At 53.8% G+C, this 15,860-nt stretch carries 11 protein-coding genes; 1 reads left to right on the top strand and 10 read right to left on the bottom strand.

Annotated elements, in window-relative coordinates; genetic code table 11:
• Positions 1-21: 21 nt before the first annotated feature.
• The 4 genes from KF752_09510 to KF752_09525 form a co-directional block, all read right to left on the bottom strand.
• The gene (locus KF752_09510; GenBank protein ID MBX3421776.1) at positions 22-1,539 is read right to left on the bottom strand and encodes an AAA family ATPase; all 1,518 of its coding nucleotides are present in this window, start codon (positions 1,537-1,539) and stop codon (positions 22-24) included.
• A gap of 287 nt (positions 1,540-1,826) precedes the next feature.
• Positions 1,827-2,039 (bottom strand): DUF2997 domain-containing protein, encoded by a 213-nt coding sequence (locus KF752_09515; GenBank protein ID MBX3421777.1) that lies wholly within the window; start codon positions 2,037-2,039, stop codon positions 1,827-1,829.
• Positions 2,036-2,446 carry a DUF1257 domain-containing protein gene (locus KF752_09520; protein MBX3421778.1) on the bottom strand — a complete coding sequence of 137 codons (411 nt, stop codon included), beginning with the start codon at positions 2,444-2,446 and terminating at the stop codon, positions 2,036-2,038. The genes KF752_09515 and KF752_09520 overlap by 4 nt, the downstream gene beginning before the upstream one ends.
• A gap of 615 nt (positions 2,447-3,061) precedes the next feature.
• Entirely contained in the window at positions 3,062-4,180 is a 1,119-nt protein-coding gene (locus tag KF752_09525) for a PPC domain-containing protein (GenBank protein ID MBX3421779.1), read from the bottom strand.
• 503 nt (positions 4,181-4,683) lie between these two features.
• On the opposite strand from KF752_09525, the gene KF752_09530 reads away from it, so the two are divergent.
• Positions 4,684-5,463, top strand: a complete 780-nt coding sequence (locus KF752_09530) for a hypothetical protein (GenBank protein MBX3421780.1) — start codon at positions 4,684-4,686, stop codon at positions 5,461-5,463.
• Between the two features lie 90 nt (positions 5,464-5,553).
• Here KF752_09530 and KF752_09535 read toward each other — a convergent pair whose 3' ends face one another.
• The 6 genes from KF752_09535 to KF752_09560 form a co-directional block, all read right to left on the bottom strand.
• Positions 5,554-7,089, bottom strand: coding sequence for a hypothetical protein (locus KF752_09535; GenBank protein ID MBX3421781.1), 1,536 nt, complete (start codon positions 7,087-7,089; stop codon positions 5,554-5,556).
• Between the two features lie 70 nt (positions 7,090-7,159).
• Positions 7,160-8,569 (bottom strand): caspase family protein, encoded by a 1,410-nt coding sequence (locus tag KF752_09540; GenBank protein ID MBX3421782.1) that lies wholly within the window; start codon positions 8,567-8,569, stop codon positions 7,160-7,162.
• Between the two features lie 347 nt (positions 8,570-8,916).
• Positions 8,917-10,521 carry a formylglycine-generating enzyme family protein gene (locus KF752_09545; protein MBX3421783.1) on the bottom strand — a complete coding sequence of 535 codons (1,605 nt, stop codon included), beginning with the start codon at positions 10,519-10,521 and terminating at the stop codon, positions 8,917-8,919.
• Between the two features lie 210 nt (positions 10,522-10,731).
• Positions 10,732-12,447: an SUMF1/EgtB/PvdO family nonheme iron enzyme gene (locus tag KF752_09550; GenBank protein MBX3421784.1), complete on the bottom strand. Its 1,716-nt coding sequence runs from the start codon at positions 12,445-12,447 to the stop codon at positions 10,732-10,734.
• Positions 12,448-12,651: 204 nt separating this feature from the next.
• On the bottom strand, positions 12,652-13,791 hold the full coding sequence (locus KF752_09555; GenBank protein MBX3421785.1) for a hypothetical protein: 1,140 nt from the start codon (positions 13,789-13,791) through the stop codon (positions 12,652-12,654).
• A 74-nt stretch (positions 13,792-13,865) separates the two neighbouring features.
• Positions 13,866-15,716, bottom strand: coding sequence for a hypothetical protein (locus tag KF752_09560; GenBank protein ID MBX3421786.1), 1,851 nt, complete (start codon positions 15,714-15,716; stop codon positions 13,866-13,868).
• Positions 15,717-15,860 lie beyond the last annotated feature (144 nt).

The raw sequence follows: 15,860 nt of genomic DNA on the forward strand, positions 1-15,860 counted from the left end.
TTAGTGAAATGGAGATGTACTTTAATTCTCAGATGGCCTGAGGGTGATCCCGCGCCTGGGACGACTGCCGGGCTGCGGCTTGGCATTACCGCTGTGAGACTCCGCCGCCCGAGACTGAAAAATTCCTGGACGACTGGCATCCAAACAACGACCGCTGGCCCAGGTGCGCAGACGCTCGATGTTCTCAGCCGCCGTGACGCCTACGGGAACGATGTACTGGCCAGCCTCCTGGAGTGAAACACTTAGCAGACTGGCCAGCCGGCAGCAGGCTTTGATCTCTGCGCCGGTCCAGTGCTGGTCGGCTGGCCGCTGGAGCGAAGCGTCTAGATGGTAGTGCTGCACATAGAGCTGCCAGATCAGCTCTTTCTCTTCAGCTCCCGGTAGGTCCAGAAACAGGACGGCATCAAAGCGTTCGGCTCTGGAAAATTCCGGAGGCAGATGCTGAATGTTGTTGCAGGTCACTACAACATACACATCGCTGTGATGATCATTCAGCCAGGTAAGCAGCGTACCGAACAAGCGACTGGATACACCGCTGTCACCGGCGCTGGCCGAACCCGCTCCGGCCAGTGCCTTTTCGACTTCGTCGATAAATAGAATGCACGGAGCCATCGCGTCAGCGATCTTCAACGCGGTGCGGATATTGGCTTCACTCTGGCCCACCAGCGATCCCATCAGTTGCCCGATGTCCAGCATCAGCACCGGGCGATCAGATTCTTTGCCCAGCGCCTTGGCGAAGGCCGACTTGCCGGTACCCGGTACACCTAGCAGCATGATGCCACGCGGCCTGGCTCTCCGATCGGCATCGCCGTGACGGCGTAGCGAATGGCGGCAGAACTGCTTGAGATTATCCAGACCGCCCAGAGAGTCGAATCCCTGGTCGCTCTGGTAGAGGCTCAGCAGTCCGGACTTCCTCAGCCACTTGGTCTTGAGGCCCCAGATTTCGCTGTCGACAATTCGGCCGTGGCGCACCAGCGACAGGCTGTAGGCCGACTCGGCTTCACCACGGGTCAGACCCGCTGAGGCGTCCAGCAGCGATTCTCGCTCCTGGTCCGAATAGTCTTCGATATCCTGGATCAGACCAGTTGCGATCTGCCACAACTGTTCTCGATCCGGCAGCGCGTATTCCAGCACTGCGAATTGTCGATCCAGCTCATGCGGGATTTTCAGCAGTGGTGACAGGATCACGATGTGACGACCTGACTGCTTGCCCAGTTGCAACTGAGTGAGCAGCGCTTGGCAGATTTCGGCTGATTCGATGAACCGATGGAAATTCTCCAGTACCAGCAGGGTATTGTTCTCGGAAGATTCGATCGAGCCGAGTGAACGGACAACCGACAGCGGATCGTGATTGGATTGGACGGTCAACTGGCCGTTGAGGAGCTGAGTTCCTTGATCGAGGTTCCAGCGCACCAGTTGCAGCTTTTTCTGCTGGGCAAGTTCGGTGATTTCCAGCAGGGCTTCGCTGGTCTCGTGGGTCTGAATCCACAGTCCCGAGAAGCCAGCTCGAATGTATTCCCACAGTTGATCTTTTAGCATTGGCATGATGATTGGTACTCCATGTAAGGTGTGATTGGTTGGTTGAATTGAACTGAGTTAAATGGAACTGAATTGATCTGATGTAGCGTTCACGACCTTGTAGGTCTCGTAGGGTGGGACGAGCGGGGAAGACGAGCGCAAATTGCCCTCCACCTAGAAACAGCTTGGGCGCTGCTGTGACGAATCCATCGCAAGTAGTCCAGCCAGCGACGGCCCACCACATGCGTGAATAGAAGATGCGTGACTAGAAACTGCCCTACCCGGTCACGGACAGACCGTCATCCGGGCTATTCCGTCCGCTCACCCGATTGCAATTCGACGCGGCTAGCCGCCTCATTCGCCTGATAGAACTGGCCGGTATGTTGGCGACTAACTGCCAGCCCCAAAGATTGCTCCAACTCCCGAGTGGCCGTCAGACAATCTTGACCGCGAAAGCCTTCGGCGCGGACTTGGGTCTGACCAGTGGGTGAGACATGAACGATGATTAGTGGACGACTCACAAGGCACCTCCTTGCTGACCCGGGCCATCGAAAACGCCCGACTGGCCCGCCGATACTTCGACCACCAGTTGCACCGAGCCATCCGCCAAAATAGTCTCCGAGACCGAGCGGCCTTGGCGGCGTGCTTCGAGTTTAGTTTTCTCGACCGCGTAGGCCTGCTTGAGCTGATCCAGATGCACCGGATCGCCCCAGCGGCCATTGAAATTGTCATACGACAACTGCCCGCTCTCCAGGTGGCAGACGATCGGGTAATTCCAGCCAGGTGCCCGAACGCCCAGACCTTCGACGGTCGTAGTAAACAGCCGATGGCTACCCGCCACCGGCTCTGGCCACTGCAAACGTCGGCACGCCAGTTCGACCGCCAGCGGGTCGCGAATTTGTGTTTCGATCGAAACAATGTGACTCATGGAAATCATCTCCTTCGTGAGTGAAACAGGGAAATAGAAACAGCGATAGAAAACGGAATTGGGCCAAGGCCACACAGAGACCAGACCTCTGCCCATTCCGCGACCGCGAGCGAAAACTGAGCATTCGCCAACACTGGCGGCTCACAGGCCCAAGACATCCGGCCGTACTGCGCCGAGTTCATCAGTACAGTACGACCTGACCCCACAGATCAGGGCAGCTCGCTAGAAAACGATGCCATTCACAGCACCGTTTCCAGCTAAGCCCGTTCTCACTTCATATAGTCAGAAACGTGTGTTGAATTTAGGTGGCCGTATGCGCTGACGGCACCACCTCAAGCGACTCCAGTATCGATTTGTAGAATCCCCGTGGGTGTTGCCCCAAACGTTCGAGCAGCAATTCGATATGGACGCCAATCGTTCCAGCCGATAATTGTTGTCTATAGTCAGCATCTGAAACACAGAGAAAAAATTCTCCTCACCCTACGGGCATATAGTAGATTTCCCTCCGGCATCAAAAGCAGCAATCAGTCGCTCGCAAACAACGGAGCGACTGATTGGCTTTGTTTGTGACAAGTGTTCCGAGATTGACAACCACAGCTTTCATGAGGGGAACCGTCAACTACGCCGCAGGCCCAATCGATAGCTGCCGAGACTGGTTAGATTGGCGGCCTCGATCATCACGATGAACTCGCCCTTGATGCTGGACGTAAAGTTGTATGTTCTGGCGCTGGATGTTAAACCTTCCAGAACCAGCCTTCCACCTGGCTCGAAAACGCGAATCTTGGCATTGAGACCAGCCAGTGGTGCAAGGTCTAGGTGAAACCGCTGACCGGAATTGGCTAAAAACCTGTGCTGATCAGCTTGAACCGAACCGGTCAATTGACCGTTATTGAAGCCGCCAACTGACAGCGCTTTGGCGTCTGCACTCGGCGACGATAGGGATTCGACGCCAACGCGGTAGCTACCGGTCGAGGTCAGATTGGTCGCCTGAATCTGGACAATGTACTCGCCAGCGGCTGTGGCCGTGAAATTGCGGGCTGCAGCTGACTTAGTTGTGGCCTCAAGCAGCATACGTCCTCCCGGAGCATAGACTCGCATGGTAGCGTCCAGGCCAGACTGAGTAGCCAGTGCAACTTGAAATACCTGGCCGGCGCGAGCTGCCACCTTGAATTGATCGACCTGCACCGACCCGGACAGCTGGCCATTGGCGATACTGCCGATAGGCAATGCCTTGGCATCAGCACTTGGCCGAGAGAGAGACTCCAAGCCTAATCGGTAAGTTCCAACACTCCTGTGATTGACTCCTTGAATTTCAACAATGTAAGTACCGGCAGTACCAGCTGAAAAATTGCGAGCGAACGTCTGGGTGGAAGCGGCGCTAACAATCACCCTGCCAATCGAGTCCAGTACTCGAAGCTGAGCATTCAAATTCCCGTTAGGAGCTATCGCGACCTGAAATAGCTGGCCTGCGCTTGCCTGAACGGTAAAACGGTCAACTTCGCCGACGCGAGAGATAGAGTCATTCCGAACGTTGCCGGTAACCAACGCGACGCTTGATTGCTGAGCAAATACGGCTGGTTGCTCACCTTCGGCTACCAATGCCGAGACGCTCGGCAGGCTTAAATGCAGTCCATAGCCGTCCATTAATTCTCGGCGCTCCAGGCTTTCCACGCGGAGAGTTCGACTGCGATGTGAGATACGACGTTCTTTGTCAGGTATTGTTGAGAAAAACATTGGTGCATCCTTTTGGTGATTTGGGTAGGGAAATTAGATCGGAATGGCAATTGACGGCTCCCGACGCCCAATCTCTGATTCAGCAAAGCGGGAACCGGCCGGCCTTCATCCAATGAAACGCCTATCCAACTGATATCTTCCCAAGTATTCCAGAAAATTTCGGAATCCAACGGAAATTCCCCCTTTAGAAATACGAGTGCGGACGTTCAATCAGATACTGTCGTTATCGTGGCCAGCGTACTGTTGTTGCTGCGTTTCTTGCCAGAATACCCAGCCTGGCAACGTACGCTCTCAACGAAGGCGACTAGAGATTGGCTGAGCACGAGACTGATCGTTCCTGATAGCGCATGCTCATTCAATATTTTTCTGATTTGATGGGAAGATTCGGTAACACCCGCAGTTATCCCTAGTGAACGCCGGATGCAGCCAGGACGTTCAAATGTGTTACCGGCTGTGACAACCTAATAGCGGAATCCAGTGATTCCCGGGAGAACAGTGAAATCATGGTTACGAGAGTTCTTGGAGTCGCGGCCCTGTTGGTCGGTTTGACGATGGTAGGCAAAATGACTGGGCTCGACGATTATCCAACCGTCGTCTACCGGCAAGCTGCCCAGTGGCTGAGCGGTCAGGTGCCTCCGGAGGTCGAGATCGAGCGGCTGGGGCTGTACATTGAACGGCTCGATACTGAATTGGCAGATAGCCAGCGTACGCGAGCCGAATCTGGTTTACAGCTTTCCAAGGCGCGCAAGAATCTGGCTAATGTCTCTGCCAGCGTCGAGTCGATGCGGGGAGCACTTTGCGATACCCGCAATCGACTGAAGGACCAGTTATCTTCGACCTGCAGCTCCCAGGGGGATGCCGATCTGACTCGAACCTTGAAGAAGCGCATGGAGCAGTACAAGCTGAAGCAGTCAGAAGTTGAACGTCTGTCAGTAGTGGTAGCCAGACTGGAGAAGAATCACCAGGAACTGGATGAAAGCATCCAGCAGCGCCAATCTGAGCGTGATCTGCTGGCGATTCGCCTGCAGGCCATTCGCTCTGAAATGAATGTACTGGCACTGGTCAGTGGCGGTAAAGGCAAGCTGCCCAGTCGCGATAATTTGGTCAAAGGCAAGGCGATTGCCGAAAAGATCGAGGATATTCTGACTATCGAACGCGCAGTTGTCGGCCTGGAGGATCAGATAGCCCAGCAAGCCAGTTCTGCTCCAGTAGATGCGCTGGAGGTAGTCCGCCAAGCCGACAGTCTGCTCGGCAGCCAGCCGGTTCACATGAGCCAGAACTAGCGAGACCATCACTAGTTTCAACAACCACCGGGACATCCCCTAATTATGCGCTGGTCGTGGGTTCGAACCACGAACCGCCCGAGCACAAAATTACTCTGGTGATTGTTCGAGATACTTATGCAAGAAGACTTGATCTTCTTCAGATAGGTCGGCTCGCAGAATTACTGAAGATGTGTGAGTATTTTCGACATAGATTAATAGCTTACGTCCATCTACGCTCAAATTTACTACTTGCCCGTCAAGTACATCACCCTTTGAAAGTTTCCAACGCCGGCGATGTTGATAGGGTAAAATCTCATGGCTCCAGGTTAACGTGACCTTGTCACTCCATGGAATGATCGGATCAAATGGTCGACGTCCGCCACGCATGAAACTATCAGACGACTTGAATGGACTTGCAGAATCTGTTTCCTCGATCTTGATGGCAAAGTACACACGCTCCCGATGTTTTAGCGACAACCTTGGATGAGGCCCTTGCAAATGAAATAATTCGAACGGAGCCATTGCGGTTGCATGAGGCCCTCCGAGAGCCTGCGCAGCAGAAAAATTTTCTCGAGCAATCTTGTCCTGCCCATAAAGCGAAACTAGGAGCGTCGATACATTTATCTCTTCGCGCTGTGCACGATTGTTTCTTCGATAAAATCGGTCCCTGGCGAGTTGCGTTGCTTTCGTCCAAATCTCGTCCTCTATCCAGTGCATTCTCCATTCCGTCTGCCAAGGCTTACCCTGGCTGCCGGGTTGAATTGCAACCATCAATCCAACCAAAAAATTCCCTTCATCCTTTCCGACATTTCCAGGGTAGGATCTGTGAAAAGCGGAACCGGCGGGCAATTTCAGTCTGAGTCTTTGAAGAGATCCCAAAATATCGAATTCATCAGAAAGTTTGCCTGACAACTCAATATCAACATCATGCCGAAAGCTTTCAGTTTCGCTACGCGAGGCAATTTTTGATTGAGTCATGCATTCATCAAGCCACTTATTAGTACGAATAATCTCAGGCCAGTCATATTGGTATTCGAAGTCGACGCGAACAATAAAATCATAATGCGCGCGACTCTGCTGTTGGCTTACTTCCTGCTCTACAACACTAATAATGCCTGCCCGCAGGTAGACTTTAGGGTCTGGTATGTCTTCGAGAAATTTTGCTAGCAACTGACTGGCGTTTTCCATCCGTTCTCGATTGGCACGAATCCGGTTGGCAGGTGCGGATAAATCAACTTGGACGGCGGTAACCCCAGGTTTCAAAGCGATCTGCTTGGCCTGCAAATCCTGAATCAGTTTTCCGCGGCGAATGTGAGCAAGGACGACGACCTCAAAGAGATTGCCGACCTTCTTCAGGTCGTGCTGTTGATACCGTTCAATAAATCCATTGCTGAACGTAGCGATTTCTTCAACGTAGCTACCATCAATTTTTATCTCCTCTTTGGCTTGAACGTAAACGCCGATCGCCTGTTCAACAGCCAATTTCAGAGCATTCTTTCTGGCACTTTCCTCGTCACGCCCTAACCCCCTTGCATACTCTATGATTAGATCACTACTGGCTTCGTTGTCTTGGAGTCCGTACGCTGCTTCAGGCGAAACCACCAACTGCAACACGACAATTGCAGTAATAATTTTGCTTATCATGATCTTTTTTCCTTTGTGGGTAAATCGTTTGATCCGAAAAAACTCGAATACGAAAAGCACAGGGCTTGCATCACTCTACCGCGATATGGTCAGCATAGAGCACCCAAATCCTCTTTCCGTCGCTCGATGTCCAACTACCCACCGCAGGAAGCGAGCGAACTTTGGCTTCTACTGACGAGATGATAGACTCACTAACTCGATCATCTTTAATCTCTTCACGTATCTTGATATTCACGTCATTTTGAGACTTCGTTCTAGCAGCGTTGGCGCGCAAGCGACACTTCTTTTGCGCAGTGAGGTCATCGCTGTTCTCGATCAAGGCGCTGCCTATAGCAATTGCCATGCGTTTCTTTTCAATCACTACCACATTAAAATATGAATCAATTTCCAGTAATGCTGTGTTCTCTTGAAGCCAGCTTTTGATTGGCTCAGGAAGTGAGGCAATTTTCGAATCCACGACAGTTACCTTACGCGAATCACCGCGATTATCTGCCTCCTTTTTTGCGGTCTGTGTATTTAACATCAACTGGGTATCAGCCGCTGGTGTCAATTCCGCTGATGAATTCATCAGCAGGTCAATCGAATCTAGAGATATCGGAGTTGGATTCTGCTGGTTGCTGGTCAGTTGCTGTACGCGTCGCTTGACGCGGTCGGCCAAGGTGCCAGACGTGACCGGGTCGCTGGAACTGGCCATTTGGCTCATCACCTCCAATAGCGACTTGGTAAAGGCACCGTGTTGCCAGTCGTCGCGTTCCAGCGCCTGTTCGCCGGGCCGACAGCCGAACAGCATGGCGGTTTGCGATGGCAGACGATCGGTACTGAAGTTGGCGCCCAGGCCCAAATTGCGGCCTCGAGGCCGGTTGGGCATCTCGCGGCAGCAGTCGGCGATCAGCAGCCGCGAGCCAGCTTTGGCCAGCCCCAGGGCGCTGACCACTTCGGACATCTTGACCAGACTGTCAGGTATTGGCTCCAGTTGCGGCTTGCCCCTTCCGCCAAATTGCTTTTGCCCGTCTGCATTGACGACCTGTCGAACACCGGTGTCGAAGGGACAAAAGCAGCCTTGAATCTGTTTGCCTTTCTTGTCCGGCAGCGGGAACTCCATTTCGACACCGTGCCCAAACAGGCCCACCACACACACACCGGCTGCATTGCCTTTGGCGGTTAGGCCTTCTAGTCTCGTGATCACGGCCTCGCGCGTTGCTTGTTCACCCAGCAGGTATTCGACTTCGTAGTCATGCTGCTCCAGCAGCTTACCGAGTGCCCGTGCATCGTCTTCGGGAAACTTCAGCGGTCGATCACCGTTCATGACTGCATGGTCGTAGGTCGTTACCCCAATCATTAGCGCATACTTTTGGGCCTGCTGCTGCGCCATGGCGGTGCCTGGCCATGCGATCACTGCCAACGTGAACAGCAGCCAGCCGGCACCAGTCATCGGATTCGCAGAAGGTGTTGGTTCGCGGAACTGTTGAGAAGTTTTCATGGTTTACCTCGGCAATGCAGCTGGTTTGTCACACACAGGCATAAAGCCACACAGCAGACAGGTCATGAATTCTACCCGCTCTTCCTCTGCATCTCTGAGTCTTTGAGTGAGTGAAGGTTCTAGTCATTTTGCCCAAATAATTGTGCCAACTTCGTTAGATTTTCCAGCAGCTTCAGAGAGGCCAACAGACTATGGACTGAGGTATGCGATGTTTGCGATTTTCCTGGATCGATGCAATCTAATGGACCTGTTTTCGGCTTATTTCGAGTCCTATTCAAACAACTTCATAAAATCGGCTGGCTTCTTTGAATCTGCTGGAATTCTCCGAGCCGCGCCCGCCACCTTAATTACTGGCTGCTGACAAAAACTAGGCGGAAGCCCAGATCGAAGTCCCGGTTCTCCGGCGAGTACCCGTACCGGCTGGCCGATCGGCAGGTCCCGGCCGTGCTGTACCAGCAGCCGCCACGGAAGACCCGTGCCGAGCCGTCTCCTGGTCCCTCAGGATCGCTAGTGGCCCCCTTGGGGTAATCACCAAACCAATCACTACACCACTCCCATACATTGCCGTGCATATCATACAGCCCCCATGCATTGGGTGCTTTTTGGCCCACTAATTGTGCATCATCGCTGTTGTCGCGGAACCAGGCAAAGTCCCCTAGCATATGACCGTCATCGCCAAAGCTGTATCGTGAACTTAGCCCGGCCCGACAAGCGTATTCCCATTCCGCTTGCGTTGGCAACCGATACTGTCTGCCTTCGCTTTGGCTCAATCGCTGGCAATACGTCACCGCTTCGTACCAGCTCACATACGTCGCCGGGTAGTTGGCTCCTTCCTTAACATGACTCTTGCCCTGCCACGGTGCGGTCCCCATCACCGCCAGCCACTCACCCTGAGTCACCTCCGTTTCCCCCATGTAGAACGACCGCGTTATCGTCACACTATGCTGCGGCTTCTCATTGGAGCCGGCATCAGCATCTAGGTCCGGAGAGCCCATCAAAAAAATGCCGGCATCGATTTTAACTAGGCGCTGGCCAATATTATTCACAACAAACCTGCCCATCGCAGGCAGCACAGCACCCAAGACTACACGCAAACCGACTAATGTTTGACTATCTCGTGAGTATTGACCGCGCCAGCCTGAACGGCACAGTGTTTCTTTGCTCTGGAATGATCCACCGCGTGCAACCAGTTGAAGTGAAGCCAACTTCACGGGACCGATAGGGTCGCTCACCAAATCTTCAGAGTAATCACCGTAATAGTCATGACACCATTCGGCGACGTTGCCATGCATGTCGTGCAGCCCCCAAGGATTGGCTTGCTTCTGAGCTACCTGCATCGGCTTCGATCCGCGACTATTGCCTATGTACCAGGCGTGATCGCCTAGCTTCGATGCGTCATCGCCGAAGCTGTAGGCTGTCGATGTTCCGGCCCGGCAGGCGTACTCCCATTCGGCTTCGGTTGGCAAGCGGTAATTTCGCCCTTCTTTCTTCTCCTCGGGCAACTGCCCTAAGCGTCTGCAGAACTCGACGGCTTGCATCCACGAGACATTCGTCACTGGCAACTGGCTGTCGAGTTTCGGATTCTTGATCTGGCGTTCCTCCTTCTTTACCAGCCGATTTGTCTCCGGATCGCGAACTTCTACCACTTCAGTCCGGAAGGCTTCTTCCATGACAGTGGCCCACTGATGTTCGGTCACCTCGGTTGTGCCCATGTGGAACGCCTGAGTCAAATCCACCTTGTGGAGGACTTCGTCTTCCTGCGAGCCACGCTCTGAGGCTGGTGATCCCATCGTGAATCGGCCGGCAGGAATCAGTACCAGCTCCATCCCGATGCTGTTGGTGATCTTCTGGGGCTGACTGGATACCGCATCTTGGGCGCGGAGATTCGCATTGCCAGAAGCCGTCATCAGGGCTAAACCGATTATGCCGCAAAACTCGATTCTCTTTTTCACCGTGCAAACTCCTAGGAAACGGTGTGTTACGCAAGTCAGTTGATAGGCAGTTCAAATGCGGACTGGTATTACAGGCGTCTTGCTGTTGGAACATACCATTCTTAGCGACTTGCTTCACACACCCTACACCAACTGCGTCAACTTGATTTGGCTGAATTGTTACTGATACCAATACTATTCTGGACTGGCTGCAGCAGGTTGCTCGATGCACTACTGTTGCTCCATCACTACACGGAATCCAACAAACGGGAAGCTGGATTGTGGTGGATAGCTCATTCGGGCTGCCGATCGTAGATACTTGGCGTCTTCGCGGAATGACCCACCCCGCATGACTCGTTCGCTGCCACTGGTCGGCCCCGTTGGATCAGTCGCTGGGCTGGGCGATATCTTGGCTTCGTACCAGTCGGCACACCACTCGTAGACGTTGCCGTGCATGTCGTAGATTCCCCAGGCATTGGGCTGCTTCTGCTTCACTGGCAGCGACTGCGATCCGGCAGCATTTGCCTTGAACCATGCATACTGCACTAATTGTTGAGCATCGTCTCCAAAGTGAAAGCGGGACTCTTGGCCAGCTCGACAGGCGTATTCCCATTCGGCTTCGGTCGGCAGTCGATAGACTCGGCCAGCGGCTTTTTCTGCTGGCAAGGCCGACAGGGCTTCGCAAAAACGGACTGCATCGTTCCAGCTTACACTGTCCACAGGATGCTGAGGCTGCCTAACAATACTGGGGTTGTTTTGCATGACCGCTTGATACTGAGCCTGAGTGACTTCGGTGGTACTGATATGGAACGCACGGGAAATTGTCACTACGTGACGCACTTCGTCCGAAAATCGCCCCTCCTGATCGTTGGCTGATCCCATCCAGAAAGTGCCCGGAGAAATCGGCACCAATTGCATATCAACCTGATTGCGTACGGTCGAGATTTCAGTAGTAGGCTCTTTCAATGTGGGTGACTGAGCAGAAGAACGCATTTCAGGCGCAGGCCTCTTGACTGCCGCGACCCGATTGACCATCCCTAAGTCAATAACGCCTCCGCTGAAGAGGCTGTTGACAGTTTGTTTTACGCCTTTAGGCTGGACCAGAGACTGTACGCCCCGGTATACCGAGACGGACAACTCGTTGGCGGTGGGATTTTCAGAACTCTTAAAGGCCTTGAGAAACGCAGCCGTGAAGGCACCGTGACCAAAGTCATCTAGCTCGTATGCCTGCTCTCCCTCGCTGCACGCAAACATGGCAGCCGAATTACGAGGCAGGTCTTCCAGTTTTAAGTCGCTACCAAAGGCTCGACCAACCACGCCTCCTCGAGCGCGATTCGGGTCTTCGCGGCAACAATCGGCCAGCAGCAGTTTGTGCTTGGCATCGGACAATGCCATGGCAGCCAGCATCTCCCGCATCGGCACCATGGTTTCGGGTGAAGGTTCCAGAAGCGGTTTATTACCGTCATATAGCTTCTGACCATCAGCATTAACCACTTGCCTGACGTTGGTATCGAATGGGCAAAAATAGGCGTCGGGGCCATACTGGACTCCGTGGCCAAAGAATCCCAGGATCAAATGGCCGCCCACTCCCTCTTTCTTGGCGATCTCACGTAACGCTTTCAAGACCTCTGGGCCCGTCGCATCACGGCCTAGCAGCAAGGTAACTTCATAACCGGTCCCATCAGCTCGCTCCAGCGCTTGCTTGATGGCTAGCGCATCCGCCTCGGGATATTTCAGCGTCCGTAATTTGTCTGGGCGTTGATACTCGCCGACGGCCACTAGCAGCGCGTGTTTTTGCTGGGCGGTGGCGATTGTCGGCATTAGAGCTAGTCCCAGCAGCAGAGCCCGCATTGCCCACAAGAACCGCATTATGGTCCATGAACCGTAGTGCGGATAGCAAGCAGGTCTTACCGGACAGTGGTATAAAAAGAATCTCGGGGGCTGCATGGGTTACTCCTTGGATTCGGCTGCAAGAATCCTGGCAAGTGACATGGTTCACTAGCAGATTATAGTGCAAGCTGAAAAAGGTGAGATTGGCATTAATAAGATGCCCAGGCATTGCAAATCCATTGGTGACTTTGGGTAGCTGGTGCGGGGCGTTCCGAGCCGGGATACCAGGATTCGGCGTTTCGCGCGTCTTCTAACCTGTCTTTACTGCGGACTACGGGAGTATCGCACTGTCACCACCGACAGCGGCTCACTGCCGACTACAGTTTCGATCAACGCATAGTCCTGCTTGCGTGGTTGCCCCTTGCCGGTTTCGCCGAAGTTGCGACCGCGTGGTTGCTCTGTGGGTTTGTACGCGTCAAAGAAGCGGACGGTGATTACGCCGGTCTTGCCACGCACGTTTAGCGACGATGCGGCCCCACGTCCTAGTTCATTGACCACGAATTCAAATACATTATCGTTTCCTGGCCTCAGCGTGTGCAGCCAGCCAGGAATTATGTGAATGCCAGGTCCTGAGTTGGTGGCTCGAGGAATGAAATAGCCCTGGTGAACAATCTTCTGGCCAGAGGAATCCAAGTCTATGCTGAAAGTATTGATCGCATCCAGACCGTCAATATCGACCTTGGCAACTGCGTCAGCCAGTGAGTCATAATTGTAAAGCACAATCTCATAAGTGTCGTTGATATCGATCGGAGCAAACGCTCGACCATTTTCATTGACCGGCACGACGGGACTGGTGTCTCCTTTGCCGCCCGAGCGTTTACGAATCTCTACGCTGTAATTGGGGGTATCGGAGGAGACCTGCGTTTTGCCGATGATTTTGAAGGCTGGTTGCTCAAAGGCTTTCTCTGTTGAGGTCAGCCTTACCTGATAATCGACAGAGTCGGCGGGAGCCTGTGTATTACCCAATACTCGACTGATATCACTGGTATTGTTAACTTCCCTAAGCAGCGTCTTCTTGGTACGACCCCGCTCAAGTACCTTGGCGATAATTTGAATCACACGGTTGTTACGGTTGGATTCTGTTTCGCTGACTTGGTAGGAATACTCGACCTTCAGCAACAATGCAGCTCCACTATCCACAACATCCTCCAACAACTTCGTCAGTTGCTGCTCGATGAACTGGTCGTAGTTGGCATCTGGCATTCCGCTGCTGGATACCCGATCCAAACGCAGTTTTTGCCCCTTTAGCAGGCGGTCGCCGTTCAGAAAATCCTTCACATCCGCTGCCAAACCGGCCATCTGGCCTTCTAGCGATTGATTGGTGGCGGCGTTTATCAAGCCTCCCGGCAGGGTCAGCATAGTAAAAACGCAGTATTGGCAGGTCAGTAGTACTCGGCGCATGACAAGTGCTCTTTCGTTTACGAGTGGTTAATTTACTTGGTTGAACCAATGTGTAGTCGAGACTCTGGATGCGTTCAACCGCCTGGCGAATAGCCCAGTACATCGGCGGCTTGCTGCATTAGCGAGCGGCCTTCGATGTGCTGCCAGGCTTCACGCTTGATCGATCCGTTTTCATTGCGTAACTGTCCTAGGCCAATTTGGCGCGCCCGGGCGTCGGTCTTGATTAGCACTCGCAGTGAATCGACATTCGGGTGATACAATTCGCTGGCAATGGTTTGTAGGCTTATCGGTTGAAACAGGTACCAACGAGCCACCTCGCCTACCGGTTCCGGCGGAAAGCCATCGCCGTTCGATTGGTAGTCCTCGTCGATCATGTATTTCTTCAGCAGTGGAACGATGGTGCTGCTGAACGTCTTGGAATCTTCTTCGACCAGCCGCTGCATGACGGCGGCTTCCGGATAGAGGTCACGCACTCGGTCGGCCAACTGCCCAAACGCCCCGGCACCCAGACGCACCTCGTCGTCCGGCGGCTCGATCATGCCCTTGCGATGACAGACGATGCAGGACAGTCCGTTGACGATCAGTTGATTGCCCGAGGTCTTGAGCGCGTCACCGACGATTTCGATCGGCCCGGCATCCAGCCGCTCGCCTTTGGCCGTGGACAGCAGGTAGCCCTGCAGGCCGTTGGGCAGCGTGAAAATGATCTCGCCGCCGTCGTGCTGGAAAGTGAACTCGTCGCGCGGGTCCCGCTGAGGCCCCAGCGGGAATTCGGTCAGGATGGCTCGCGAATTGCTGCCCAAAAAATCGTAGGACTTCCAGTAGTAGCCGCGAGTGGATAGCGGATGTCGTTCGAGTAGGCGGTTTTGTCCCGATATACCGCTCTCGGTAAAGCCAGCCCGGCTGACCTTCGAAGGCGTGTCATGAATATTCCGCTCGACTGGCACACCCAGGTGATGTTCCAGGTCCATGTCGGTCATGTTCTTGGGATTGTTGGGATTGCTGCGACTGGCTGGTCTGGCTTTGAGTGCCGGCAAGCTGAGATCGTACAGCAATGCATGATATAGCTTTGGTCGCAGACCGATGGTTATGAGCCAATCGGCGCGCAGATGTTTGGGCTGGCGATCATTGCCGCTCAACCTGATCATATCCTCTTCGATGCGACGCAGTCGAGTAACCGTATCGCCAGCGCCATCGTCGATAATACTGTCGGCAGCGATGTCATAGGGATAATCGTTCACCAAGGCTAGCCAGTGCTGCGATGTCCAGCCCAGTTTTGATATATCGGCAGCAAATACCGCCTGCTCTTTGTCAATCGCTTCAGGCATGACGATGGCCGATTGCCAGCTCAGGCTGTTCAGCGCCTTTGCCAGCGCGGCCCGAGTCATCCGCAATTGCCGCTCGTCGACCTGCGGATCGTTCCATAGATTGGCCAGCGTAAAATAGCGATAGTTGTTCCGTTGGCGGGGATCGAGCGACTGATAGTGCTCGAAGATTCTGGTCATCACCTCCAGCAGCGGCATGAACGGACGCTTCGGGATGGGCGGGAATTCTGGAGCACCGGCGTCGATCCACTGTTTGACAATGGCAACTTCATCGGCGGTTGGACGAGGTAGGCCAATTTGATTGCGCGGCGGCATGCGGCCACGAAACATGGCGTGGTACAAGTCCGAATCGTCGGTGCTCTCGGGCGTTACGACACCGTCAGTGACCATCGAAGCCACGTCGCGAGCGTTAAACGCATAACCGCCGGCAGAAGAACCTGTGCCGCGATGGCAACGAAAGCAGTAGTTGTTCAGGATCACACCTACCTTAGCCGCTAGCTGTTCAGGGGCGTCGTCGGCACGAGCTGGAGCTGACGGTAATCCTGGCTGAAGAATCGCCAGCGCAAGTAGCACTGGAAGAAGCCTAGTCGTACACTGATTCATGGTAGTGCTCTCGGCAAGGGCAGGGGGGATTTAGATGGCCAAGCAATAGTTTAACGCTTGGTCGGTCGCGATTCTTCCCGCAAACCAAAAAAAATTTTGGCTCGAATGATCCCCAGGCACCAAGCGGACGTTGGCAAAATGATG

Source organism: Pirellulaceae bacterium, from assembly GCA_019636385.1.
Lineage (GTDB): Bacteria > Planctomycetota > Planctomycetia > Pirellulales > Pirellulaceae > Aureliella.

Coding starts and splice junctions, on each gene's coding strand:
- KF752_09535 (MBX3421781.1), bottom strand. CDS start 7,089: ATGATAAGCAAAATTATTACTGCAATTGTCGTGTTGCAGTTGGTGGTT.
- KF752_09560 (MBX3421786.1), bottom strand. CDS start 15,716: ATGAATCAGTGTACGACTAGGCTTCTTCCAGTGCTACTTGCGCTGGCG.
- KF752_09555 (MBX3421785.1), bottom strand. CDS start 13,791: ATGCGCCGAGTACTACTGACCTGCCAATACTGCGTTTTTACTATGCTG.
- KF752_09520 (MBX3421778.1), bottom strand. CDS start 2,446: ATGAGTCACATTGTTTCGATCGAAACACAAATTCGCGACCCGCTGGCG.
- KF752_09540 (MBX3421782.1), bottom strand. CDS start 8,569: ATGAAAACTTCTCAACAGTTCCGCGAACCAACACCTTCTGCGAATCCG.
- KF752_09550 (MBX3421784.1), bottom strand. CDS start 12,447: ATGCAGCCCCCGAGATTCTTTTTATACCACTGTCCGGTAAGACCTGCT.
- KF752_09525 (MBX3421779.1), bottom strand. CDS start 4,180: ATGTTTTTCTCAACAATACCTGACAAAGAACGTCGTATCTCACATCGC.
- KF752_09530 (MBX3421780.1), top strand. CDS start 4,684: ATGGTTACGAGAGTTCTTGGAGTCGCGGCCCTGTTGGTCGGTTTGACG.
- KF752_09510 (MBX3421776.1), bottom strand. CDS start 1,539: ATGCTAAAAGATCAACTGTGGGAATACATTCGAGCTGGCTTCTCGGGA.